The organism is Alloyangia pacifica, from assembly GCF_900116195.1.
GTDB classification, from domain to species: Bacteria; Pseudomonadota; Alphaproteobacteria; order Rhodobacterales; family Rhodobacteraceae; genus Salipiger; species Salipiger pacificus.
The window spans coordinates 52935-76904 of record NZ_FOZW01000017.1; the positions used below are offsets into that span (position 1 = coordinate 52935).

The window sequence follows — 23970 nt, forward strand, 5'->3', positions numbered from 1 at the left end:
CGCTCTGCGCCCTGCGAAAGCCATGGGACCGAGGAATGCCGCAGCAGATTGCCGATCAGTGGCGCGAGACGCGCGCGCTTTGCAGCCGTGGATGGGACACGCTGCGCCACAAGGGGCCGGGGCAGGTCACCTTCTGGGTGATCGCCTTGCTGGTCGGGGCCGCTGCCGGGTTTGCCGCGCTGCTCTTCCGTATTGCCATCCAGCGGTTGCAGGCCTTTGTCTACGGCACCGAGGACGTCAACCTGCTGCACACCTTTGCCGAGTCGCTGCCTTGGATCTACGTGCTGCTGATCCCGGTGGCGGGCGGTGCGACGGTCGGGCTCATCCTGCAGAAGTTCACCCCGGACGGGCGGGTGCGCAGCGTGTCGGACGTGATCGAGGGGGCGGCGCTGAACGACGGGCGGGTCGAGAAGAAGGCGGGCATCGCTTCGGCGCTCTGCTCGTGGATCACGCTCTCGACCGGTGGCTCCACGGGGCGCGAGGGGCCGGTGGTGCATATCGCCGCGATGATCGCCTCATCGGTGTCCAATCTCTTGCGCGTCGACGGCATCACCGGGCGCGACCTGCTGGGTTGCGCGGTGGCCGCTGCCGTTTCGGCCAGCTTCAATGCGCCCATCGCCGGCGCGCTTTTCGGGCTCGAAGTGATCCTGCGCCACTTCGCCCTGCATGCCTTTGCGCCGATCGTGGTGGCCAGCGCCGCGGGCACGGTGATCAACCGCATCTATTTCGGCGACGTGACCGAGTTCGTGCTGCCCGGCACCACCACAGTGCAGTTCTACCTCGAGCTGCCGGCCTTTTTCATCATGGGGCTGGTCTGCGGGCTGGTGGCGGTGCTGATGATGAAGGCGCTGTTCTGGTCCGACGGGGTGGGCACGACGATCCAGAACAGGCTCGGCCTGCCGCACTGGCTGCGCCCGGCGGTGGCGGGGCTGCTGCTGGGGGCCATCGCCATCGCCTTCCCGCACATCATCGGGGTGGGCTACGAGACGACCTCGCGGGCGCTCTCGGGGCAGCTGACGCTGAGCCAGGCCTTCGTCTTCGCGGCGGTGAAGGTGGCGGCGGTGTCGATTACCATGGCCGGGCGCATGGGCGGCGGCGTGTTCTCGCCCTCGCTGATGGTCGGCGCGCTGACCGGGCTGACCTTCGGCCATATCGCCACCGGGCTCTTCCCCGAGCAAAGCTCGGTCTTCACGCTCTACGCGCTCGCGGGCATGGGGGCGGTGGCGGCGGCGGTGCTGGGCGCGCCGATCTCGACGACGCTCATCGTCTTCGAGCTGACCGGGGACTGGCAGACCGGGCTTGCGGTGATGGTCTCCGTGTCGATGTCCACGGCGGTGGCCTCGCGGCTCGTCGACCGCAGCTTCTTCCTGTCGCAACTGGAGCGGCGCAACGTGCATCTCGCCGCCGGACCGCAGGCCTACCTTCTGGCGATGTTCCGGGTGCAGGGGGTGATGCGCAAGCCCACCGACGAGGGCGCAGCAGATGACGAGGCCTGCCTGCGGATGATCGAGCAGGGGCTTTTCCTGAACGCACAGGCAACGCTGGAGGCGGCGCTGCCGCTCTTCGACAAGTCGGGCGTGGCCTACCTGCCGGTGGTGACCCGCAGCGGCCCCGACGACGCGCCGGTGTTGCAGGGCGCGCTGTTCCACGTCGATGCGCTGAAGGCCTACAACCGCGCGCTGGCGGCGACGGCAGAGGAAGAACACAGCTGAGCCGCGCGCGCCGACGTCGGCCGTCATGGAAGAAAGCGTTTGAATGACCGAGTTTCCAGCTCTCACGATCCGGGCTGCCGAAGCGGGCGATGCCGCCGCGCTTGCCGAGATGGGCAACCTGCCGGGGGTCCGGCACGGCACCCTACGCATGCCCTACGACACGCAAGGCAGGGTCGAGCGGCGACTTGCGGCGCGCGGTGCGAACCATTTTCTCGTCGGGGTGATCGAGCATCCCGTGGGCGTGCAGAAGGTGGTTGCCGAGGGTGGGCTCATGCCGGGCCAGCGGCGGCGCTCACACGTGGGTGAGATATTCCTCATCGTGCACGACGATCACGTGGGGCGCGGCTATGGCAAGGCGATCCTGCGGGCCCTCATCGACATTGCCGACAATTGGCTCGGGTTGCGGCGGTTGGAGCTCGATGTGAACACCGACAACCGCGCGGCGATCCATCTCTATCAGGGGTTCGGCTTCGAGATCGAGGGCACGCGGCGCGGCGATGCCATGCGGGACGGGGGACTTATCGACTCCCACGTCATGGGCCGGCTGCGCGCTGCGCCGGGCGCGATGCCGGACTGATAGGGTTCGGAGACCATGTTCCGTTGCTTCGAAATGCAAACGCCCCGCGAGTGTTCGCGGGGCTTTGTCGTCCTTGGGTGAGGCTCTTCAGGCCAGCTCCAGCGTGACGTCGATATTGCCGCGGGTGGCGTTGGAATAGGGGCAGAGTTCGTGGGCGCGGGCGAGGATCGCCTCGGCCGTGTCGCGCTCCAGGCCCGGCATCTTCGCGACCAGCTTCACCGCCAGTCCGAAACCGCCTTCGGGCAGGCCGCCGATCGCCACCTGCGCATCTACGGTCGCGCTCTCGGGCACGGTGCCCAGCTTCTCGGCCTGCGCCACGAAGCGCATCGCGCTGAGGAAGCACGCGGCGTAGCCCATGGCGAAGAGTTCCTCGGGGTTGTGCCCCTTGCCCGAGCCACCCAGTTCCTTTGGGCTGTTCATCGTCAAGGTCAGCATGCCCGAGGCGAGCTTGGTGATGCCGTCGCGGCCGCCGCCGGAGGCCTGCGCTTCGGTCCGGTATTTCACATCGAGAGACATGGGAGAATCCTTTGTTGTCGATTGTATCGCGCGCGATAGATATTCGCATCCAAGCGAAAGTCAATCGCTTGAGAAAGTATCGCGTGCGATTTATATTGGGGGCATGACCCGAACCGCCACGCCCTCAGACCCCGAGACCACCGCACCGCAGGCGCTTTCGCCGCAGGACATGGTTTGTTTCTCGCTCTACTCGGCGGTGCACGCCATGAGCCAGGCGTACCGCCCGCATCTGGAAAAGCTCGGGTTGACCTATCCGCAGTACCTCGTGATGAGCGCGCTTTGGGCGGCCAAGGCGCCGCCGACCGTGGGTATGCTGTCGCGCCAGCTGCAGCTCGAGTCGAGCACGCTGACCCCACTGCTGAAGCGGCTCGAGACCATGGGTCTGTTGACCCGCCGTCGCGACGCAGAGGACGAGCGGCAGGTGCGTATCGCCCTGACGGAGGAGGGACACCAAATGCAGGGCCGCACGGCGCATATCGCGGGCTGCATCGCCGAGCAGAGCGGCATGAGCGTCGACGAGTTGCTTGCCCTGCGCGACCAGGTGAGCCGACTGCGGGACAACCTGCGCAAGGGGTAGTCTCGCGGCGGACCTCCGCAAAGCAAAAGGCCGGCCCCCGGGGCCGGCCTTGTCTGTTATTGGCGCTGCGGCTCAGACCTGTTCGACGGCCACGCCATCCTGCAGGTCGAAGGCCAGGTAGCCCTTGATCTCCGCCGCCTCAGGCTTTGGATCGGTGTAGGAAAACACCGCGTTGTCGTAGCTGCGGCTCTTCGAGGCGATATGGTAGTGCTCGGCGTCGCCAAGCGCGGCGCTGGTGCTGCGGTATCCGCTGGGCTCGAGGAAGGCCATGGCCACATCTTCGCGCGGGAAGTAGATGGTCAGCGGCTTGTCGCCCTCGGTCAGTTCGAGGGCGCGGCTGCTTTCACCAAGCACGGCGCCACCGGCGCGGATGACCCAGGTGCCCGAGGCCGGGCGGACGGCAATCTGTTTCAACATCATGTCTCTCCCGTTATCCGTTCATCATATACCAACGCCGATGCGACAGTCCTGTGTCAAAGCGGCGCGCAGGCCGCTTCGAGCCAGTCCCGCACGGCGCCTGTGACAAGCGGAGCGATGCGTTCGAAAACCCCGGCATGATAGGCGTCAAGCCAGTCACGTTCCGCAGCGGTCAGCAGCCCCGTCTCGATCAGACGCCGATCGATCGGCACCCAAGTCAGCGTTTCGAAGCGCAGCATCTTGGCTACGTTCTGGCCGGGAAGGGGGGGCGCGGGTTCCACCGCGATGAGGTTCTCGATGCGGATACCATAAGACCCCTCGCGATAGAAGCCCGGCTCGTTCGAAAGGATCATGCCCGGTTCCAGCGGCACCGTGCCGGTGCGCGCGATACGCTGCGGTCCCTCGTGCACCGACAGATAAGAGCCGACGCCGTGTCCGGTGCCGTGGCCGTAGTCGAGCCCCGCCTCCCAGAGCGCGGCGCGCGCCAGCACGTCGATGTCGCGGCCCGCCAGCCCCGCCGGGAAGCGTAGCCGCGACAGTGCGATCATGCCCTTCAGCACGCGGGTAAAGGCGTCTTTCTCCTCGGCGCCGGCCTCGCCCAGCACCATGGTGCGGGTGATGTCGGTGGTGCCGTCGACATATTGTCCGCCGCTGTCGATCAGCAGCAGCTCGTTCGCGGCCGTGGTGCGGTTGGACGCCTCGGTCACACGGTAGTGCACGATGGCCCCGTTGGGACCCGCGCCGGAGATGGTCTCGAAGGAGATGTCACGCAGCGCGTTGGTGGCGCGGCGCTCTTCCTCGAGCGCAACCACCGCGTCGATCTCGGTGAACTCTCCCGGTGTCTGGCTGTCGACCCAATGCAGGAAACGGACCATGGCCGCGCCATCGCGCAGATGTGCCGCCCGCGCGCCGGCCAGCTCGGCGGCATTCTTGCGCGCCTTGGGCAGCAGGCAGGGGTCGGCGGCCTCGACGATCTCCCGGCCTTCGAGGGCGTCCAGCACCGCGACCGGGCAGGAGGCGGGGTCGATCTGCACCGGCCCGTCGAGCGCCTCCAGCTCTGGTACGAAGTCCTCTGGGGTCTTCACTTCGACCAGCGGGCCGAGGTGGTCGCCGAGTTCCACCAGTTTCTGCGCCGCCATGAACAGCGTCACGCGGCCCGCGGCATGCAGGATGGCGAAGCCATGCGGCACCGGATTGCGCGGCACGTCCGAGCCGCGGATGTTGAGCAGCCAGGCGAGGCTGTCGGGCAGGGTGATCACGCAGGCCGCGGCCTTGTCGAGACCTTTCGCCAGCCGGGCGATCTTGTCCCCATGCGCCTCGCCCGCCAGATCGACCGGCTGCACAAAGACCTCACCCATGGGCGGTTCGGGCTGGTCGGCCCAGACCCGGTCCACGAGATTGTCGCAGCGGCGCAGGGCTACCGCGCCCAGGCCGCGCTCAAGCCCGCGCATCTGGTCGACCGAGAAGAGCCAGGGGTCGATCCCGACGGTGCCACCCTCCGGCAGCGCCTCGGCAATCCACTCGGCGAGGCCGACCTCGGGCCAGTCGACCGGGGTGAACTCCGGCGCCACCTGCGCCTTGACCTGCACCCGGTAGCGCCCGTCGACGAAGACACCAGCCTTCTCAGTCAGCGCGGCGCAATAGCCCGCCGAGCCGGTGAAGCCGGTGAGCCAGGCCAGCCGGTCGTCGCGTGGGGCCACGTATTCGCCCTGGTGCGCGTCGGCGCGCGGCACCAGGAAGCCATCGAGCCCCTCGGCGGCCAGTTCGGTGCGCAGCGCGGCCAGCCGCGGCGGGCCCTGCTCGGGGGAAGCGCTCTGCTCGAATGTCTGGAACATGCGGAGGTCTCCTGCGGTCGTGTTGTCTTTCGGAAAGAGAAGGGGCGCTGCCCCTCTTGGCCTTGCGGCCAATTCACCCCGGGATATTTGGCCCATATGGAAGAGCGGACGCGCGCCTGCTTCCATATGGATCAAATATCCCGGGGAGCCCGAGGGGCTGGCCCCTCGGTCCTGCGCTCTCAGCCGGCGCGGCGGATGCCCATGACGCGGGCGCGCGCACGCGGGTCCGAATCGAAGAGCGCGGCGAGCTGTTCGGTCATCGCGCCGGCCAGTTGCTCGACGTCGGTGATGGTCACCGCGCGCTCGTAGTAGCGGGTGACATCATGGCCGATGCCGATCGCCAGCAGTTCGACCTGCTTCTTGCGCTCGACCATGGCGATCACGTCGCGCAGGTGTTTCTCGAGGTAGTTGGCCGGGTTCACCGAAAGCGTGGAATCGTCCACCGGCGCGCCGTCGGAGATCACCATGAGGATCTTGCGGGCCTCGGGGCGGTGCGCCATGCGGCGGTGTGCCCATTCCAGTGCCTCGCCGTCGATGTTCTCCTTCAGCAGGCCTTCCTTCATCATCAGGCCAAGGTTGTCGCGGACCCGGCGCCAGGGCGAGTCGGCGCTCTTGTAGATGATGTGACGCAGGTCGTTCAGGCGGCCCGGCTGCTGCTCGCGGCCCTCGGCGAGCCATTTCTCGCGCGCGAGGCCGCCCTTCCAGGCGCGGGTGGTGAAGCCGAGGATCTCGACCTTCACCGAGCAGCGCTCGAGGGTGCGCGCCAGCACGTCGGCGCAGATCGCCGCGATCGAGATCGGCCGGCCACGCATCGAGCCGGAGTTGTCGATCAGCAGGGTCACCACCGTGTCGCGGAACTCTGTGTCCTTCTCGACCTTGAACGACAGCGGCGTCGTGGGGTTGGCGACGACGCGGGCGAGGCGGCCGGCATCGAGCACGCCCTCTTCCTTGTCGAACTCCCAGGAGCGGTTCTGCTGTGCCTGCAGCCGGCGCTGCAGCTTGTTGGCGAGGCGCGAGACCGCGCCCTTCAGCGGCTCCAACTGCTGGTCGAGATAGGCGCGCAGGCGCTCGAGTTCCTGCGGCTCGGCCAGCTCCTCGGCGAGGATTTCCTCGTCGTGGGTCGAATCGTAGACCTTGTAGCCGGGATCGGCCTCGGAAACCGGGGCAGGGGGCGGCGGCTCCATCGGCGCGTCGCCCTCGGGCAGCTCGGCCTCCTCGCCCATTTCCTGGTCGGCCATCTCGTCGGCCGAGACCTGCGCCTGGCTCTGGTCCTGGGTCTGTTCCTGCGATTGTTCCGGCGAGGCCTCTGCCTCGTCCTGGTCCTGGTCGTCCTGGCCGGTCGAATCGGGCTGTTCTTCCTCCTCGGCTCCGGGCTCGGCCTGATCCTGCGCCTCGTCGTCGAGCTGGTCCGGATCCTCGCCGAGCTGATCGCCGTAGCCGAGGTCGGTGATGATCTGCCGTGCGAAGCGGGCAAAGGCCGCTTGATCGGAAAGCTTGGCCTGCAGGTCCTCCAGCGTGCCGCCGGCCTGGTCCTCGATGAAGCCGCGCCAGAGTTCCATCACATGCGCGGCGTCCTTGGGCAGGTCGCGACCGGTGGCGAGGTGGCGGATCATGTAGCCCGCGGCCACCGGCAGCGGCGCCTCGGAGGCCTGGGTGATCTGCCCGTAGCCGCGGCGCGCTGCCTCATGGCCGATCTTGGCGTCGATATTGCCGGCGGTGCCGGGCATGTCGCGCGCGCCCATGGCCTCGCAGCGGGCGGTTTCCATCGCTTCGTAGAGCTCGAGCGCCATGTCGCCTTGCGGCGCGTAGCGGGCATGGGTGGTGCCGTCATGATACCGGCGATAGAGCGCCAGCGCATCGGCGGTGCCACGGGCCAGCAGCACCTCGTCGCGGGTCATCCTGCGCGACACCTGTGGCAGGCGCATGATGTCGCCTGAAACGCCCGCCGGATCGACGGAATAGTTGACCGTAAGTTCGGGGTCGTCGGCCATGACCTTGGTGGCCTCGGCCAGGGCCTTCTTGAACGGATCGGCGGGGTTGTCGGTGTCGCGTGCCATGGCACAGGTTTCGCGCCGTGGCGGGGAATTGGCAAGAGGGGATGCGCGCCGCGATGCAAGTCTTGGTCATCCGCCCCGTGCCGCGCCGGCCCGGCGGCGCGGCGCACCGCCGCTCAGCTCTTTTCCAGCAGGCCGCTGCAGGCCTTGGCATGGCTCTCGAAAAGCTCGCGGCTCTGCAAGTCCCCGGCAATGACGCCGCGGTAGAGCAGGCGGTAGTCGGGCAGTGCCTCGAGGATCGCCGCGCGCAGCGGCGCGCCGGTGAGCCCGTCATCCGCTGCGGTTAGGCTGAACTCGCGGGCGAGCAGGCTCGCGGTCTCTGGCGAGCCGGGCAGGCTGGGATTGTCGGCAGCCTCCAGCGCGACACCCTGCCAGAGCGCGGCGCAATCGGCGGCGGTGTGTTCTTCGGAAAGGGCGGGGCCGGCGGCGAGGAACATCAGGGCGAGAACAGGTTTCAAAGCGAGGCACTCCCGGTTGCCAGCCGCGCAAGTAGATCGACATGCACGTCGAGCGCGTCGATGATCCGATAGCCGGGATCCTGCGCGCCGTCGAAGGCAAGATTGAGGTCGGTTCCGGCCAGCACGATGGCCTCGGCACCCATGTCGCGCACCATGCGATGCCCGGCGTCGAAGAAGGCGGCGCGGTCTTCGTCCGTGCAGCAGCCAGCCACTGCCATGTCCTGGTAGCGCTGGCCGAGCGCCTCGGTCTCGGTATCGAGCGCCACTGCCTCGGTGCGTGCCAGCTGGCCGTAGAGCCGCGTCCGCATCACCACGCGGGTGCCAAGCAGGCCGACGCGGCGCAGCCCCTCGGCGGCGAAATAGTCATCGAGCGGCGCCACGGCCGAGACCAGCGGCAAGGTTGAGCGCGCGACGGTCTCCTCGAAGCAGAAGTGGCCGCCGAGCGAGGTGATCGCGGCGCAGTCGCAGCCCGCGGCCGCCAGCCGGTCGATCAGCCGGGCGTAGACCTCGGCCTGCGCGGCACGGTTGTCCGACAGGTTGTTGCGGATCAGCTCCTGGACGTCGGCCTGCACGATGGTCAGCTCGAGCGGCGCGCCGAGCGCGGCCACGGCGGCGGTCAGCCGCTGGTAATAGACCACGGTTGCGGCGACGCCGATGCCGCCGATCAGCCCGATATGCAGCGGTTTACCCATTTCCGGTCCTCCCAAGACCCCTTGCACCACCCCTCTAACCCAAGGGGCGCGGCCCGTATCGGACCGCGCCCCTGAAGTTTCACGTGCCTGCTTCCGCATGGCAAAAATATCCCGGGGGAGTCCGCGCCAGCGGACGGGGGCAGCGCCCCCTTCGGCGGCTCAAATCTGCGCGGTCAGACCAGCGACAGCGAAGCGGCGCTTTCCGGCAGTTCCTCGTCGAAGCAGCGCTGGTAGAACTCGGCCACGGTCTGGCGCTCGAGTTCGTCGCACTTGTTGAGGAACGACAGGCGGAAGGCGTAGCCGACGTTGCGGAAAATCTCGGCGTTGGCGGCCCAGGCGATCACCGTCCGCGGCGACATCACGGTCGAGAGCTCGCCGTTCATGAAGGCGCGGCGGGTGAAGTCGGCCACGGTCACCATCTGGCGGATGGTCTTGCGGCCCTTCTCGTTGTTGTAATGCGGCGCCTTGCTCAGCACGATGTTCACCTCGGCGTCGATGCTGAGGTAGTTCAGCGTCGCGACGAGACTCCAGCGGTCCATCTGGCCCTGGTTGATCTGCTGGGTGCCGTGATAGAGGCCCGTGGTGTCGCCAAGGCCGACGGTGTTGGCGGTGGCGAAAATGCGGAAGTACTTGTGCGGCGTGATCACCTGGTTCTGGTCCAGGAGGGTGAGCTTGCCGTCGGTTTCCAGCACGCGCTGGATCACGAACATCACGTCGGCGCGACCCGCGTCATACTCGTCGAAGACGATGGCGGTGGGGTTGCGCAGCGCCCAGGGCAGGATGCCTTCCTGGAACTGGGTGACCTGCTTGCCGTCCACCAGCTTGATGGCATCCTTGCCGATCAGGTCGATCCGGGAGATGTGGCTGTCGAGGTTGACGCGCACACAGGGCCAGTTCAGCCGCGAGGCGACCTGCTCGATGTGGGTCGACTTGCCGGTGCCGTGGTAGCCCTGGATCATCACCCGGCGGTTGTTGCGGAAGCCCGCGAGGATGGCCAGCGTGGTGTCGGGGTCGAACTTGTAGGTGCTGTCGAGATCCGGAACGCGATCGGTGCGGTCGGGGAAGCCGTGCACCACCATGTCCGTGTCGATGCCGAACACCTCGCGGACCGAGATTTCCTCGGTGGGTTTCGCATTGATGTCGATCGTGCCATCCGCCATGGTCGTGCCCCTGTCCGGTCGTTAGAAAGTCTTGCGCACCGTCGTGCCCCATATCGCAGGCAAGGGCAAGGGGGCCGGAGCGGGGTTTGAACGATGGCTGTGCAAAGCCCGCTACGGTTGCCGTGAGCGGTTGCGGTGCAGCTGCGGAATGTGTTTGCGCCCCGGCGCTTCCGGGCACTAGGCTGCAGCTGACAAGGCAAGCAGGCAGGCGCGGTACGTGGCGAGTTCACCCCATCCCGACATCGAGGACCTCATCGCGCGCGTCGCCATGGCGGACCGCGCCGCCTTTGCCCGGCTCTACGAGCGCACCTCGGCGAAACTTTTCGGCGTCTGCCTGCGTGTCTTGCAGGACAGGGCGCAGGCCGAAGAGGCGCTGCAGGACACCTACGTCAAGGTCTGGAACAATGCCGGCAAATACAGGGTCAACGGCTATTCCCCGATGACTTGGTTGATCACCCTGGCGCGCAATTCCGCCGTCGACCGCCGCCGCCGCAGCGACGTGGGCCGGGCCGTCCAGCCGCTGGAGCTGGATGACCGTCTGGCCGATCCCGCACCGGGGCCGGCGCAGCAGGCCGAGGCGCGCGACGACGCGCAGGCGCTGGCGCTGTGCATGGACGAGCTGCCGCCCGACCGCGCCGAGATGGTGCGCCGCGCGTATCTCGAGGGCGCCACCTATGCCGAGCTTGCCACCGCCACCGGGGTGAAGCTCAACACCGTGCGAACCTGGCTGCGTCGCAGCCTGATCAGCCTGAGGGAGTGCCTGAGCCGATGAGCGCCGAGCCGCAGCCGGATCTGCCAGGGGGGGCTGAGGCCACCGCGGCGGAATACGTGCTCGGCCTGCTGACCGAAGCGGAGCGGCGCGACTTCGAGGCACAGCTTGCGGCCGACCCCGGTCTCGAACAGGAGGTGGCCAGCTGGTGCGCCTGTTTCGCGGCGCTCACCGATCCGATCCCCGAGAGCGTGCCGCCCGCCTCCGTCTGGAGCGGGATCGAGACGCGTCTGCATGGACCCGCGCGTCCGGGGCTTTTGCGACAACTGCTGCCCTATCTGCTGGGCGCCGTAACCGCGGCTGCAATCGCCTGGGCGGCGATGGTTTCCGGTCTGCTGAACACTGGCGGTACTGGCCCCGACCTCTACGCCGACCTCGTGGCGGGCGAGCAGGGGCTGGAGCTGCTGGCGCATTACGCTCCGGACAGCGGAACTTTCATGGTGCGGCGCGATGCCGGTGACTATCCGCCGGACCGCGCGCTGGAAATCTGGCTGCTGTCGGACGCCGAGCAGGCCCCGGTCTCGCTTGGCGTGGTGCAACCCGAGGGGCTGACCTCGATCCCGCTCGACCGGGCAGTGGCGGCGCAGCTCGGCGGTGCCACCATCGCCCTGTCCGAGGAGCCGCCCGGCGGCTCGCCCACCGGCCTGCCCACCGGCCCGGTTATCGCGCTCGGGCAACTCGCCGAACGCTGACCTTAGCCTCACACGGCGGGCTCACGCGGTCGTTATCCCTCCGGTCTGAAACTCTTTGTGCGGTTCCTCCGTGGCTTCGTGTGACCCCGACGGGAGAAAGGGGTCGTTTCACGAGGAGGACACGTTATGACGACCAAGACGCTCATCGCCGCCCTGATCGGCCTGCCGCTGGCCCTGCCGGCGCTCGCCGCGGAAAACCCGATGGTCGGCGGCGCCGCCATGTATCCCGACAAGACCATCGTCGAAAACGCGGTGAATTCGGCCGATCACGAGACGCTCGTCGCCGCGGTCAAGCAGGCGGGGCTGGTGGATACGCTGAATTCCGCGGGCCCCTTCACCGTCTTCGCCCCGACCGATGCCGCCTTCGATATGATCTCGGATGAAAGCCTCAGCCAGCTGATGATGGACGAGCACAAGGAGCAGCTGGCGCAGATCCTGACCTGCCACGTGGTTGCGACCAATGCCATGTCCGACGCCATCGCCGGGATGATCGCCGATGACGGCGGCATGCACCCGGTGCCGACCGTTGGCGGCTGCACGCTTCAGGCGAAGATGGAAGGGGGCAAGATCACCCTGACCGACGAACAGGGGCGCACCGCCAATGTCACGATCGCCGACGTGCGCCAGTCGAACGGCGTGATCCACGTCATCGACCGGGTGCTGCTGCCGGCGATGTAACCCGATCCCTCCCGGTCGCATGCCCCACCGCGCAAGCGGAGCGGCCGGGAGGAGCAGCGCCGCCGCGGACCGGGAAGGGTAGCTAGTGACCGTTTCCGTGCCGGATCCCCCGGCGGCGTGTGAGCTCCCGGCTTGACCTCGGTCCGGCCGGGAGCGCATCTCTGGGACAGGAGGAGAAAGGGAGGAGAGCATGAAACGCAGAGGATTCCTTGCGGTTCTCGCCGCGCTGCTTGCCGCGCGCGGTCCGGCCCGCGCCGCGGCACCGTTCGAGATCACCCGCAGCCCCGAGGACTGGCGCGCGCGATTGACCGCCGCCGAGTACAAGGTCCTGCGCGAGGCCGGAACCGAGCGCGCCTACAGCTCGCCGCTCGACCGCGAGAAGCGCGCTGGCACCTTTCACTGCAAGGGCTGCGATCTGCCGCTCTACAGCTCGGCGGCGAAATTCGACAGTGGCACCGGCTGGCCGTCCTTCTACGAGGCACTGCCGGGCGCCATCGGCACCAAACCCGACCGCTCGCTGTTCATGACCCGGACCGAGTGCCATTGCCGCCGCTGCGGCTCGCACATGGGGCATATCTTCGATGACGGGCCGCCGCCGACGGGCAAGCGCCATTGCATCAACGGCATCGCGCTGCGCTTCGCTGCCGCCTGACGTTTTGGGGTCAGGGGTTGTGGGGCCAGGGTCTGCGAGCCTTATTATCGAGACCAGAGTGCGCGGCACCGAGAAGTCCCCGACCTGACCGGGTGGGCCGGACAGGTCGGGCGCGGGGGTTTGCGGGGACGAGCCAAGGGGCCTGCACGTCCAGGGGGAGCGGTGTGCAGGCCGACTTGGTCCGTGAGTGGACACGACAGGGAGCTCGCGTCACCTTGGTGGGGCCGAGAAAATGCTGGCCATACTAAGACGCTACCACAACCCTGGGGCTTGTGTCGAGAAATTCACACCAATAGGTTGTGGAAAATTTTGCCGTATGCCCGCAACTGAGGCAGTCCTCGCGAAAACGGGCCCCGCGGGGCCCGTTCGTCACTTGAAGTTGCGGCTGTCCTTGATCTGGTCCCAGGCCCAGACCACTTCCTGCAGCTGCTCTTCCTGAGAGCGGTCGCCGCCGTTCATGTCCGGGTGCAGCACCTTGATCAGCTTCTTGTACGCCTTGCGCACCTCGGCCTTGGTCTCGGCGCTCTCGACCTCGAGGATCTCCAGCGCGCGCTTCTCGGTCGGCGGCAGGCGGCGTCCGCCACCCGGGGCCTTGCGGCCGGGATTGCGGGTGGCATTGTCGCCCAGCACCTGATGCGCGTCCTCGATGCCCAGACGGGCCCAAGCCCGCTGCTCGGGGTCGCGGTAGTCCTTGGTCTTGCGCTCCCACACCTTGTCGGACGTGGCCTGAGCGTTCATCTCGGCCTCGGTCTTGCCGTGGAAGAAATTCCACTGGTTGTTGTACTCGCGCACGTGGTCCTTGCAGAACCACTTGAATTCATCGAGCACGTCCGGCGCCTTGGGCGCCCGGAACTTGCCCGGCTCCTCGCAGCCCTCGTGCTCGCACACGCGGGTGGAAGTTTCCTGTTCGCCGGTCATGCCGCGCCGGCCACGCGGATTCTTTTTCTTAGCCGACTTAATCGACATGTCGAAACCGAAGGGGTCGGGTCTGCTCATGGTCTCACCTTTTCGACTCGGACGAGGGAGTTTAGACAATCCTGACCGAGTTTGAAGAGGCAGGAGCCAAAAATGTCGCGAGCGAACGAGATCGAAACCCGGCTGCGGGCAGCCTTCGATGCCTCCGAACTGGAGGTTCTCGACGAAAGTCAAAAGCATGCGGGTCACGCCGGCTACCAGGAGGGCGGCGAGAGCCATTTTCACGTGCGCATGCGCGCGGCCGAGCTTGCCGAGATGAGCCGCATCCAGCGCCACCGCGCCGTGCACGCGGCGCTCGGCAGCGAGCTCGTGGGCAAGATCCACGCGCTTTCCCTCGATCTGCAAGGCTGAACGGATCGGACCGGAGCGCCCCGGTGGAAGGGCGGATCAGTCCAGTTTGTCGGCCTCTTGCCGCGCCGGCGCCGCAGGGGCGGTGAAGTCTTCTGCCGCCGGGGCGGTGCCCGGTGCGCGCTCTGCCACCGGGTCCACGGGCGGTGCAACCGGGGTCACTACCGGCTCATGCCGGAAAGGGGCAACCTCGGGCGCCTGCGGAACAGGACGGCGAAACACCAGCAGCGTGCGCCAGACCGTCGTGCTCGAGGTCAGCCCGCTGCGCTCCTCGCTCGGCAGCGTGTCGGCGCGAATGTATTCCCAGCCTTGTTCCGCCATCTCGTTGAGCAGCCGCGACATGGAGACCGCGAAACGCCCCTCGGGTCCCTTCGCCGCCTTCGCCTTCTCGCCCTTGGTCGGCGCGGGGATCACCTTGTATTCGTGGGTTTTCATCTCGGCGTTTCCCTCTGCGCTGGCCTTGCTCCAAGTGGTTAACAAGGGGTAAGCCGCGGGCGGCGCCAAGTAAAGCTATGGGCGGCCGGAAAGAATGACCGGGAGCGCGCTGAAGCTCGGCGTCCCGCTGCGTCGTCAAATCGCGCCGAAAGACCGAAATCAATGATTTGACCCCGTTCCCCCGACCAATGTCGGAGATGGGACCGGCGCCTCAAAGTACTCCGGTGTAGGCGAGGTCCCCTGCCTTGCGCCGTAGGACAGGGGGCTGGGGTTTAGTGCAGTCATGGAGGTAGGCTTGAGGTGGACCTCATCTTTTCCAGCTGCGCACCGCCAGCACGAGCCCCCCGAGCGCAAGTCCCCAGACCGCAGCGCCAAGCCCCCAGAGAGTGAGTCCCGAGGCGGTGACGAGGAAGGTCACCGCGGCGCCCTCGCGGCTCTCCTCGGCCTGCAGCGCGCCGCTGGCCGAGGCGGCGAAGACCGGCAGCAGCGCCACCCCCGCGAGCACCTGCAGGGTCATCGGCGGCGCCAGCGCGGCCACCGCCGTGACGGCCACGGCGAAGAAGCCGAACAGGCTGTAGAATACCCCGGCCATCACCGCCGACCAGTAGCGCCGCGACGGGTCGGGGTGGCTGTCGGCGTTGGCGCACATGCTGGCGGTGATCGCCGCGAGGCAGGTGGCCGGGTTGCCGAAGGGCGCGGTGAGGAGCGAGATCCCGCCAACCCCGGCGAGCAGCGGGCCGGGCGGCGGCGTGTAGCCGAAGCTGCGCAGCACCGCAACGGCGGGAATGTTCTGCGTCGCCATGGTGACGATGAAGAGCGGGATGCCGAGCGACAGCACCGCCTCGGGCGAGAAGACCGGCGTGACCCAGACCGGGTGGCTCATCCATCCGCCGCTGATCGGCAGCGAGAAGTCATGCGCCCAGAGCGTCACCCCCAGAGCCGCCAGCACCGCGGCGGGCACGGCGAGGATGCGCTTGATGCGCCCGACGACGAACCAGCTGAGCAGGATCGGCAGCGCCACCTCGGGCGCCTCGGCCAGCCCGCGGAAGGGCGCCATGCAGAGCGAGGCCAGCACGCCCGCCAGCATCGCCTGCGCCAGCGCCGTCGGCACCGAGGTTACCAGCCGCGCCAGCGCCGGCCAGAGCCCGGCGAGGGCGATCAGTCCGCCCGCCACGATGAAGGCCGCCACTGCCCCGGCGAAACCATCGGCCAGCGGTTGCGATGCGGCGAGCAGCGCGACGGCGGGGGTCGACCAGGCGCAGGACACCGGCTCGCGCCGCCACCAGGCCAGCACGATGCCTGCGATGGCCATGGAGATCGCGGCGGCGGCCAGTCCGGCGCCGGCCTGCTCGGGGCTGGCGCCCACCGCAGTCAGCCCCTGCAGCACGATGGGGAAGGAACTGAAAACCCCCACGATCGCCACCATGGCCCCGGTCGTCACGTTCTGCAGGTCGGGCCCGGGTCGGCGCATGGATCGTGACATGGTGGCTCCTTACGTTGGGTCTCAATCGCCCTTAGGCAGAGCGTCGGGGAATGGCAAGCCGGGGGCGGGCTTGCACTCGGTGGCTGTGATCAGCTAAGCGATACGTTATAACATACCGAATCTGGAGAGCCGCTCATGCGCACCCCCGCACAGACCCCTGATCCGCGCCTTCCCGTCACCGTGCTGTCGGGCTTTCTCGGCGCGGGCAAGACCACATTGCTAAACCAGGTGCTCAACAACCGCGAAGGCCGCCGGGTGGCGGTGATCGTCAACGACATGTCCGAGGTGAACATCGACGCCGATCTCGTGCGTGAGGGCGGGGCGGCGCTGTCGCAGACCGAGGAGACGCTTGTCGAGATGACCAACGGCTGCATCTGCTGCACCCTGCGCGACGACCTGCTGACCGAGGTGCGCCGTCTCGCCGCCGAGCGGCGCTTCGACTACCTGCTGATCGAGAGCACGGGGATTTCCGAGCCTCTGCCCGTCGCCGCCACCTTCGACTTCCGCGACGAGGCAGGCGAGAGCCTGTCGGACATCGCGCGGCTCGACACGATGGTGACCGTGGTCGATGCCGCTAACCTGCTGCGCGACTACGCCAGCCACGACTTCCTTGCCGACCGGGGCGAGAGCCTTGGCGAGGCGGATAATCGCACGCTGGTCGATCTTCTGGTCGACCAGATCGAGTTCGCCGACGTGGTGGTGCTCAACAAGGTCTCGACCGCGGGCGAGGACGCGCGGCAGGCGGCGCGGCTGATCATCACGGCGCTCAACCCTGATGCCCAGATCGTCGAGGCCGATTTCGGCCGCGTCGAGCCGGGCCGTATCATGGGCACCGGTCTGTTCGATTTCGAGACCGCCCATGAACATCCGCTCTGGGCCAAGGAGCTCTACGGTTTCGCCGACCACGTGCCCGAAACCGAAGAATACGGCGTCTCGTCCTTCGTCTACCGCGCGCGCCGTCCCTTCGTTCCCGAGAAGATCCACGCGGTGCTGAACGGCCCGCTGCCCGGGGTGATCCGCGCCAAGGGCCACTTCTGGATCGCCACGCGGCCCGAATGGCTGGCCGAGTTCTCGCTGGCCGGGGCGCTCAGCTCGGTGCGTCCGATGGGCCGCTGGTGGGCCAGCGTGCCGCCCGAGCGGATGCCCGGCCACGAGGCCTTCCGGTCGTATCTCGCGCAGCACTGGCAGGAGCCCTTCGGCGATCGGCGGCAGGAGCTTGTGTTCATCGGCGCGGGCTACGACAGGGCGGCGATCTGCGCGGCGCTGGATGCCGCGCTGGTGCCCGAGCAGAGCTACCTGCCCGCGCTCTGGGAGGGGCTGGCCGATCCCTTCCCGCTGTGGCGCGAGGCTCAGGCGGCATGAGGGCGGGGGCAGGGCCCGCACCCGGGCGGAACCTCGGGGCAGTTCCGACCCGGCGGCGTGAGGGAGATGTAATGTCTGCCTACGACCGGCTGCCGCCCGAGCTGCGCGCCTGGCTGGCGCAGGCGGCGCTGCCCTGGTCACCGCGCTCGGCGCTGCGCGCCTGGCGCGGGGCCTTGCGCCGGACAGGCTGCGCCGAGGCAGCGGCAGCGCGGCTGAGCGCGATCGAGGCCGGGCAGCTGGCGCGCCTCTGAACCGGGCTCGCGTTGCATCCTAGTCGGGCGGGGTGCGCCGCCGGGGGCCATCTCGGCGGCGCATCATCTTCTCAGGAGTTTCTCAGGCCGCCGCGGCGCCCTTCTTCTCCCAGGCAAACTTCTGCATCACCTGATCCACCGGCGTATCCGCAAGGTGGTTGGTGTAGTTCGACATGACCTTTTGCGCCACGGCGAGGATCACCTCGAGGATCTGCCGCTGCGTGTAGCCCGCATCGAGGAAGGTCTGCACCTGTGCGTCTTCGAGCGCGCCGCGCTGGCGGACAACCTGCAGGGTGAAGGTGCGCAGTGCTTCGAGCTTTGCGCTCGGCAGCGCGGTCTCGTCACGCAGCGCGTTGGTGATCGCGTCGTCCACCTGCATCATCTTGGCGATGCCGGTATGGGCGGGCACGCAGTAGTGGCAGGCGTGTTCAACGTTGATCGCCTGCCAGACCACGGTGATCTCGTCCTTGTCGAAGCTGGTCTCCTCGGCGAACAGCCGGTGCAGGTGCTTGTAGCCGTCGAGCAGCGCGGGCGCCTCGGCCATCACCGAATGCAGACCGGGCAGGCGGCCGAAGGCCTTCTGCGAATGCTCGAGGAACGGGCGGCTTGCCTCGGGGGCGGTCTCGAGCGTGTGGAGGGTGAACTGGGGCATCTGGGTCTCTCTCTGATTCTTGAGCGATCGTTCAAGTTCTGAAGTAGGGGTAGCTTTACCTGAGCGATTGCTCAAGTTATATTTGAGTGATTGCTCAACTGGGCGGCATTTCGCGCGGTGGACCGGAGCGCCGCTCTCGGCTAAGCCTCTGCAAAGGCAAACCGCGCCGCGTCTAGGGATGGGCCGGCAAAGTGAAGGATCGGACGAAGGCGATGGCCAGACAGGCGCGACACGACAGGCAGGAGGTGCTGGGCAGGGCGCTCGATCTCTTCTGGTCGAAGGGCTATCACGCCACCTCGCTCAAGGACCTCGAGCAGACACTCGACATGCGCCCGGGCTCGATCTACGCCGCCTTCGGCTCGAAAGAGGCGCTGTTCTCCGAGACGCTGAAGCTCTACGCCGAAACCTCCCACGCGCAGTTCCGCGAGGTGGTCGAGGCGGGCCCGAGTCGCCTCTCGGGGCTGGCCAACCATGTGCGCCGGCTGGGCTGTGCCGACGGGCACGCGCCTTCGCGTGCCTGTATGCTGGTCAAGACGCTGCTGGAAACACCCGACGACGATCCCACGCTGCGCGCCCAGACCGAAGAGCTGATGCGCGGCATGGAGGCGATGTTCGCCCGCGTCTTCCGCGAGGCGCAGGACCGCGGCGAGCTGGACGCAGCTGCGGATCCGCAGCACCTCGCGAGCCGGCTGCAAGCCGAGATTTTCGGGCTTCGGGCCTATGCGCAGCGCACGGACTCGCGCGAGAAGGTGGCGCGGTTGGCCGAGGACATCGCGCGCGATCTCGAGGCCCGCGCACTGGCGTGAGCCGCAGGGCCTGAGTGACGCCTACTTGACGCTACGTCGTAAAATCGGCAAAGCCTCGCGCATCCCGAGCAAATGCAATTGCTGCGGCGCGGAAAAGTGCCAAATTTGCTCAGGAATGAAAGCTTTCCGGAGACCCGCATGTCCGCCGACCTGCCTGACCGCCGTACCTTCCTCGCCTCCGCGCTTGCCACTGGCGCCTTCAGCCTGCTCCCCGAGTTCGCCCGCGCACAGAGTGGGGCCATCGCTTCGGGCATTCCGCTCGGCCCGCCCAAGCCCTTCTCCTTCGACACGCTGCGCGAGTTGGCGGCCAACCTCGCCAAGGAAGAGTTCACCCCGATGGCGGTGCCCGATGCCGAGATCCTGCAGCAGATCGACTATGACGCCCACGGCGCGATCCGCTTCCGCGAGGATCGCGCGCTCTGGGCCGGGCAGGGGAACGCGCAGCCGGTGCGCTTCTTCTTCCCCGGACGCTATTTCCCCGAACCGGTGCACGTCTACGCGCTGGAAGACGGCACCGCCCGCGAGGTTCCGTTCTCGCGCGACCTCTTCGAGATCCCGCAGGGCAGCCCGGCCAACCGGCTGGAACGCACCGAGGGCTTTGCCGGCTTCGCGGTTCAGGACCCGGAGGAGCGGCTCGACTGGATGGCCTTCCTCGGCGCTTCCTATTGGCGCACGGCGGGCTATTCGGGGCAGTTCGGCCTATCGGTGCGCGGGCTGGCGATGGACACGGCGATCCCGGACGGCCCCGAGGAATTCCCGCGCTTCACCCGCTTCTGGCTGGAACAGGGCGAGGGTGGCGCGGTGACCACCTACGCGCTGCTTGAAAGCCCGCGCGCCACCGGCGCCTACCGCATCGCCTCGCGCCGCGACAATGGCGTGATACAGGACGTTTCGGCCGAGATCTTCCTGCGCGGTGACGTCGAACGGCTGGGGATCGCGCCGCTCACCTCGATGTTCTGGTTCGGCAAGCACAACCGGCACGTCGCCGCCGACTGGCGCCCCGAGGTTCATGACAGCGACGGGCTGGAAATCCACACCGGCGGCGGCGAACGTATCTGGCGTCCGCTCAACAACCCGCCGCGGGTCATGGCCAATGCCTTCGGGGTCACCGATCCGGCGGGCTTCGGCCTGATGCAGCGCGAGCGAAATTTCAGCGAATACGAGGATGACGGCGTGTTCTACGAGCGCCGGGCCTCGGCCTGGATCAAGCCGCAGGAAGGCTGGGGGCAGGGCGCGGTGACGCTGGTCGAGCTGCCCACCGATGACGAGATCCACGACAATATCGTTGCCTTCTGGACCCCGGCAGAGCCGGCGGCGGCAGGCAGCTCCTACAGCATGAACTACCAGCTCACCTGGCTGGAGGATTGCCCGGTGCCGCCGCAGGCCGCGCGCTTTATCGCGGTGCGCATGGGCAAGGGCGGCATTCCCGGCCAGCCGCGCCCGGCGGATACGGTGAAGATCGTCTGCGATTTCGACGGGCTGGGCATGGAGGAGCTGGACCGCAGCTCCGGCGCTCTGCCGGTGGTCAGCGCGTCGCGCGGCGAGATCTCGGGTGAGGTTGCCTATCCAGTGGTCAGCACCGAGAACTGGCGGGCGCTGTTCGACCTCGACTTCTCGGCAATCGCGGCGGAGGACGACGAGCCGATCGACCTGCGGGTCTATGTTTCGCATGAGGATGAGGCGATGAGCGAGACGCTGATCCTGCAGCTCTTCCCCAGCCAGCTGCGCGCGCTGCTCGCGGCGCGGGGGTAGTAGAGGAAGTGAGACGGTAGCCGGGCGAGCGCGGGCCTGCCCGTGGGATGGCGTCGTCCATCGGGCTTGAACCGATGGGGCAGCACTGGCCAAGCGCTCGCCCAGCGGCTTCGCCTTGAGTCCGGGCGGAAGTGCGGTTCTGTCTAGCTCAGACGAAAAAGGCCGCCCGGTTGGGCGGCCTTTCCAATTCCACGGAGCCAGGCCCTCAGAGGCCGAGCTTCGCCGCGACGATGTCGTTCACCGCCTTGGGGTTGGCCTTGCCGCCGGTGCTCTTCATCACCTGGCCGACGAACCAGCCGGCGAGCTTGGGGTTCTGCTTGGCCTTCTCGACCTGCGCCGGGTTGGCCGCGATCACCTCGTCGACGGCCGCCTCGATGGCGCCGGTGTCGGTGACCTGCTTGAGGCCCTTCTCCTCGACGATCTTCGCCGGGTCGCCGCCCTCTGTGTAGACGATCTCGAAGACGTCCTTGCCGATCTTGCCCGAGATATCGCCCTTCTTAATCAGCGAGACGATCCCCGCGAGCTGCGCCGGTGAGACCGGGCTCTCGGTGATGTCATGGCCTTCCTTCTTGAGGCGACCGAAGAGCTCGTTGATCACCCAGTTGGCGGCCAGCTTGCCGTCGTCGCAGCCCTTAAGAACGTCCTCGAAATAGGCCGAGTTGACCACTTCCGCGGTCAGCACGCCGGCATCGTATTCCGACAGGCCGAAGTCCTTGACGAAACGCGCCTTCTTCTCGTCCGGAAGCTCCGGCAGCGAGGCGGCGATATCGTCCACCCAGGCCTGCTCGATCTCGAGCGGCAGCAGGTCGGGATCGGGGAAGTAGCGGTAGTCGTGCGCTTCTTCTTTGGAGCGCATCGAGCGGGTTTCGCCCTTGTCCGGATCGTAGAGGCGGGTCTCCTGGTCCACCGAGCCGCCGTTCTCGAGGATGGCGATCTGGCGCCGCGCCTCGTAGTCGATGGCCTGCTGGATGAAGCGCATGGAGTTCATGTTCTTGATCTCGCAGCGCGTGCCGAGGTGCGAGAAGTCCTGCGTTTCCTGGTACTTCTCGTACTGGCCGGGACGGCAGACCGAGACGTTGACGTCAGCGCGCAGGTTGCCGTTCTGCATGTTGCCGTCGCAGGTGCCGAGATAGCGCAGGATCTGGCGCAGCTTGACCACATAGGCCGCCGCTTCCTCGGGACCGCGGATGTCGGGGCGCGAGACGATCTCCATCAGCGCCACGCCGGTGCGGTTGAGGTCGACGAAGGACATCGAGGGATCCATGTCGTGGATCGACTTGCCGGCGTCCTGCTCGACGTGGATACGCTCGATGCGCACCTTGCGGGCGATGCCCGGCTCCATGTCGACGATGACTTCGCCTTCGCCCACCAGCGGGTGGTAGAGCTGGGAAATCTGGTAGCCCTGCGGCAGGTCGGGGTAGAAATAGTTCTTGCGGTCGAAGGCGGATTTCAGGTTGATCTCTGCCTTCAGGCCGAGCCCGGTGCGCACGGCCTGCTCGATGCAGTACTCGTTGATCACCGGCAGCATGCCGGGCATCGCCGCATCCACGAAGGCGACGTTGGAGTTAGGCTCTGCGCCGAATTTGGTCGAGGCGCCGGAGAACAGCTTCGCCTCGGTGGAAATCTGGGCGTGGATTTCCATCCCGATCACCAGCTCCCAATCGTATTTGGCGCCGGCGATGACCTTGGGTTTGGGGGGCTCGAAGCTCAGGTCAAGCATGGGGGGTCCTCGTCTCTCAGGTTGCGACGGGGATACGCCAGAGCGGCACAGGGGGCAAGGGTGCAGGAAGCGCTGCCGGCGGGGCGCAATGCGATGCCGTCCTCGGTGAAGATCACCGAGCGGCCGCGGGCCAGCTGATCGGCAAAGACTTTCTCGAGCACGGCGCGTGCCGTCGCCGTGCCGGCCTTCTTCGCGGCGTCCTGGTCGGGTCCTGTGGGAACGCAGGTCGGGGCGGCGGGGGACGGGGCGTCTGGCTGGCCTCCGCCCCAGAGCGCCGGGTGAAGTTCGCGCAGATGATCGGTGACGACCCATCCGAGGCAAGACGTCACCTGCGCGCACGCCTCGTCGGCGCCTGAGCCGGCCCCCGTACCCGCACCTGCCCTGGACACAACGGTGGGTCGCGCCGCGCTCCAGGCGGCAAAGAAATTGGCGAGATGCTGGTGCCTCTGCGGATCGACAGGGTGGCCGGGGCCGCCATCTAGAATGTCGTGCAGCCCCGCCGTGAAAAGCTCGGCGTCCAAGTGGCCGAACCCCTCGGGCTGGGAAGCCAGTACATCCAGCCAAATCCAGGTGTAGGCGCCGCCGCCCCATGTCGCGCGCGTCAGCATCGCCAGTCGGCGGGCGGCGCGTTCGAGCCCGGGCCAGGTCCCGAAACGGGCGGGGCAGAGGGCGCGGCCATAGGCGCGCAGGTGCTCGGGGCAGGCGGGCTCGGCGGCGATCAATGCCTCGAACTCCGTCGCGAGGCGCGACACGGGATCCGGCAGTACCTCGATCACCGCGCAGCGCGCCGCGGCCAGCGCGGCGGAGCCGTGCTGGGAGGGCGGATGCGGACGCAGCAGAAGATGCGCGGCGTCCATGTGGTCCCGGGCGGCGGCGGCCCGCTGAACCTCGGTCAGACCGCAGGGACCGGCGCGGCGCCAGAGCCGCGCCGCCGCGAGATGCGCGCGGGCCGCCAGAAGCGCCTTGAAGGGATCTTCCGTGGTCGCGCCCAATGCCGCGATGAAGCCGCGCATCGTTGCGAGCGTGCCCTCGAGGTCGCCCTGCGCCACCGACGCGGCGGCGCGGGCGGTGACATCCTCGAGGGCGCCGTCGCAGATCAGCCTTGCCACCGGGGTGCCCGCCGGGGTGAGCTGGCGGCTGCCGTCGGCCTCGCCTAGGGCATCGCCGAGTGCCGCCCAGCGGTCCTGGCGGGCGAGGCTGCGGCCCAGATCGACGAGCCGTGCGCAGGCTGCCTGTTCCGGTGGCACCTCGCGGATCGGGATCTCGATCCCAGCGGACGTGCAGGCTCCGGGCAGGCCGGCGTCAGAGGCGGAAAGCGGCGCCGGAAGACGGCGGCGGCTCAGGCCGGGGAGGCGGGGAAGCAATCGGGACATATCACGCGGCATGCACGTTACGCT

Annotated in this window: 25 protein-coding genes; 12 read left to right on the plus strand and 13 right to left on the minus strand. The window is 67.8% G+C overall.

What is annotated here, in order from left to right; all coding sequences use genetic code 11:
• Nucleotides 1-35: 35 nt before the first annotated feature.
• Together BM397_RS25715 and BM397_RS25720 are read left to right on the plus strand one after the other, a co-directional pair.
• Complete coding sequence (locus BM397_RS25715; RefSeq protein ID WP_092430077.1) at nucleotides 36-1712, plus strand: chloride channel protein; 1677 nt, start codon at nucleotides 36-38, stop codon at nucleotides 1710-1712.
• A 43-nt stretch (nucleotides 1713-1755) separates the two neighbouring features.
• Nucleotides 1756-2289, plus strand: a complete 534-nt coding sequence (locus BM397_RS25720; protein ID WP_092430075.1) for a GNAT family N-acetyltransferase — start codon at nucleotides 1756-1758, stop codon at nucleotides 2287-2289.
• 87 nt (nucleotides 2290-2376) lie between these two features.
• Here BM397_RS25720 and BM397_RS25725 read toward each other — a convergent pair whose 3' ends face one another.
• On the minus strand, nucleotides 2377-2805 hold the full coding sequence (locus BM397_RS25725; protein ID WP_092430073.1) for an organic hydroperoxide resistance protein: 429 nt from the start codon (nucleotides 2803-2805) through the stop codon (nucleotides 2377-2379).
• 103 nt (nucleotides 2806-2908) lie between these two features.
• Between BM397_RS25725 and BM397_RS25730 the strand changes: the two genes are divergently transcribed.
• Complete coding sequence (locus tag BM397_RS25730) at nucleotides 2909-3382, plus strand: MarR family winged helix-turn-helix transcriptional regulator (protein WP_245696223.1); 474 nt, start codon at nucleotides 2909-2911, stop codon at nucleotides 3380-3382.
• A gap of 72 nt (nucleotides 3383-3454) precedes the next feature.
• Here the strand turns inward: BM397_RS25730 and BM397_RS25735 are convergent, their stop codons facing one another.
• From BM397_RS25735 to cobS, 6 genes are all read right to left on the minus strand, one after another.
• A complete protein-coding gene (locus BM397_RS25735) occupies nucleotides 3455-3799 on the minus strand; it encodes a DUF427 domain-containing protein (protein WP_176806878.1) in 345 nt (114 codons plus the stop codon).
• Nucleotides 3800-3855: 56 nt separating this feature from the next.
• Nucleotides 3856-5634 (minus strand): aminopeptidase P family protein, encoded by a 1779-nt coding sequence (locus BM397_RS25740; protein ID WP_092430071.1) that lies wholly within the window; start codon nucleotides 5632-5634, stop codon nucleotides 3856-3858.
• Nucleotides 5635-5813: 179 nt separating this feature from the next.
• Complete coding sequence (gene cobT, locus BM397_RS25745; protein ID WP_092430069.1) at nucleotides 5814-7691, minus strand: cobaltochelatase subunit CobT; 1878 nt, start codon at nucleotides 7689-7691, stop codon at nucleotides 5814-5816.
• A 113-nt stretch (nucleotides 7692-7804) separates the two neighbouring features.
• Complete coding sequence (locus tag BM397_RS25750; protein ID WP_143015430.1) at nucleotides 7805-8146, minus strand: hypothetical protein; 342 nt, start codon at nucleotides 8144-8146, stop codon at nucleotides 7805-7807.
• Entirely contained in the window at nucleotides 8143-8838 is a 696-nt protein-coding gene (locus tag BM397_RS25755) for an aspartate/glutamate racemase family protein (RefSeq protein ID WP_425425982.1), read from the minus strand. The genes BM397_RS25750 and BM397_RS25755 overlap by 4 nt, the downstream gene beginning before the upstream one ends.
• A gap of 173 nt (nucleotides 8839-9011) precedes the next feature.
• Nucleotides 9012-9998, minus strand: coding sequence for a cobaltochelatase subunit CobS (cobS, locus tag BM397_RS25760; protein WP_092430064.1), 987 nt, complete (start codon nucleotides 9996-9998; stop codon nucleotides 9012-9014).
• A 268-nt stretch (nucleotides 9999-10266) separates the two neighbouring features.
• Between cobS and BM397_RS25765 the strand changes: the two genes are divergently transcribed.
• The 4 genes from BM397_RS25765 (at nucleotide 10267) to msrB (ending at nucleotide 12789) form a co-directional block, all read left to right on the plus strand.
• Nucleotides 10267-10770, plus strand: a complete 504-nt coding sequence (locus BM397_RS25765) for a sigma-70 family RNA polymerase sigma factor (RefSeq protein ID WP_092430171.1) — start codon at nucleotides 10267-10269, stop codon at nucleotides 10768-10770.
• Entirely contained in the window at nucleotides 10767-11459 is a 693-nt protein-coding gene (locus BM397_RS25770; protein ID WP_092430062.1) for an anti-sigma factor, read from the plus strand. Before BM397_RS25765 ends, BM397_RS25770 begins: the two co-directional genes overlap by 4 nt.
• 126 nt (nucleotides 11460-11585) lie before the next feature.
• Complete coding sequence (locus tag BM397_RS25775) at nucleotides 11586-12137, plus strand: fasciclin domain-containing protein (protein ID WP_092430060.1); 552 nt, start codon at nucleotides 11586-11588, stop codon at nucleotides 12135-12137.
• Between the two features lie 190 nt (nucleotides 12138-12327).
• Complete coding sequence (gene msrB / locus BM397_RS25780; protein WP_092430058.1) at nucleotides 12328-12789, plus strand: peptide-methionine (R)-S-oxide reductase MsrB; 462 nt, start codon at nucleotides 12328-12330, stop codon at nucleotides 12787-12789.
• A 369-nt stretch (nucleotides 12790-13158) separates the two neighbouring features.
• Here the strand turns inward: msrB and BM397_RS25785 are convergent, their stop codons facing one another.
• The gene (locus BM397_RS25785; protein WP_092430056.1) at nucleotides 13159-13785 is read right to left on the minus strand and encodes a DnaJ domain-containing protein; all 627 of its coding nucleotides are present in this window, start codon (nucleotides 13783-13785) and stop codon (nucleotides 13159-13161) included.
• A gap of 72 nt (nucleotides 13786-13857) precedes the next feature.
• Between BM397_RS25785 and BM397_RS25790 the strand changes: the two genes are divergently transcribed.
• Nucleotides 13858-14115: a BolA family protein gene (locus BM397_RS25790; protein ID WP_092430054.1), complete on the plus strand. Its 258-nt coding sequence runs from the start codon at nucleotides 13858-13860 to the stop codon at nucleotides 14113-14115.
• 36 nt (nucleotides 14116-14151) lie between these two features.
• Here the strand turns inward: BM397_RS25790 and BM397_RS25795 are convergent, their stop codons facing one another.
• Both BM397_RS25795 and BM397_RS25800 read right to left on the minus strand, forming a co-directional pair.
• On the minus strand, nucleotides 14152-14547 hold the full coding sequence (locus BM397_RS25795) for a DUF4177 domain-containing protein (RefSeq protein ID WP_092430052.1): 396 nt from the start codon (nucleotides 14545-14547) through the stop codon (nucleotides 14152-14154).
• Between the two features lie 307 nt (nucleotides 14548-14854).
• Nucleotides 14855-16030, minus strand: a complete 1176-nt coding sequence (locus tag BM397_RS25800; RefSeq protein ID WP_245696222.1) for a benzoate/H(+) symporter BenE family transporter — start codon at nucleotides 16028-16030, stop codon at nucleotides 14855-14857.
• Between the two features lie 135 nt (nucleotides 16031-16165).
• On the opposite strand from BM397_RS25800, the gene BM397_RS25805 reads away from it, so the two are divergent.
• Both BM397_RS25805 and BM397_RS25810 read left to right on the plus strand, forming a co-directional pair.
• Nucleotides 16166-17392 (plus strand): GTP-binding protein, encoded by a 1227-nt coding sequence (locus tag BM397_RS25805; protein ID WP_092430048.1) that lies wholly within the window; start codon nucleotides 16166-16168, stop codon nucleotides 17390-17392.
• Nucleotides 17389-17643 carry a DUF6525 family protein gene (locus BM397_RS25810; protein WP_256218783.1) on the plus strand — a complete coding sequence of 85 codons (255 nt, stop codon included), beginning with the start codon at nucleotides 17389-17391 and terminating at the stop codon, nucleotides 17641-17643. The genes BM397_RS25805 and BM397_RS25810 overlap by 4 nt, the downstream gene beginning before the upstream one ends.
• Before the next feature lie 82 nt (nucleotides 17644-17725).
• Here the strand turns inward: BM397_RS25810 and BM397_RS25815 are convergent, their stop codons facing one another.
• Nucleotides 17726-18295, minus strand: coding sequence for a carboxymuconolactone decarboxylase family protein (locus tag BM397_RS25815; protein WP_092430044.1), 570 nt, complete (start codon nucleotides 18293-18295; stop codon nucleotides 17726-17728).
• Between the two features lie 212 nt (nucleotides 18296-18507).
• On the opposite strand from BM397_RS25815, the gene BM397_RS25820 reads away from it, so the two are divergent.
• Together BM397_RS25820 and BM397_RS25825 are read left to right on the plus strand one after the other, a co-directional pair.
• Nucleotides 18508-19101, plus strand: coding sequence for a TetR/AcrR family transcriptional regulator (locus BM397_RS25820; protein ID WP_092430042.1), 594 nt, complete (start codon nucleotides 18508-18510; stop codon nucleotides 19099-19101).
• A 138-nt stretch (nucleotides 19102-19239) separates the two neighbouring features.
• A complete protein-coding gene (locus tag BM397_RS25825; protein ID WP_092430040.1) occupies nucleotides 19240-20853 on the plus strand; it encodes an OpgD/OpgG family glucan biosynthesis protein in 1614 nt (537 codons plus the stop codon).
• A 205-nt stretch (nucleotides 20854-21058) separates the two neighbouring features.
• Here the strand turns inward: BM397_RS25825 and gatB are convergent, their stop codons facing one another.
• Complete coding sequence (gene gatB, locus BM397_RS25830) at nucleotides 21059-22573, minus strand: Asp-tRNA(Asn)/Glu-tRNA(Gln) amidotransferase subunit GatB (RefSeq protein ID WP_092430038.1); 1515 nt, start codon at nucleotides 22571-22573, stop codon at nucleotides 21059-21061.
• Complete coding sequence (locus BM397_RS25835) at nucleotides 22561-23937, minus strand: hypothetical protein (RefSeq protein ID WP_092430036.1); 1377 nt, start codon at nucleotides 23935-23937, stop codon at nucleotides 22561-22563. The genes gatB and BM397_RS25835 overlap by 13 nt, the downstream gene beginning before the upstream one ends.
• Nucleotides 23938-23970: the final 33 nt, after the last annotated feature.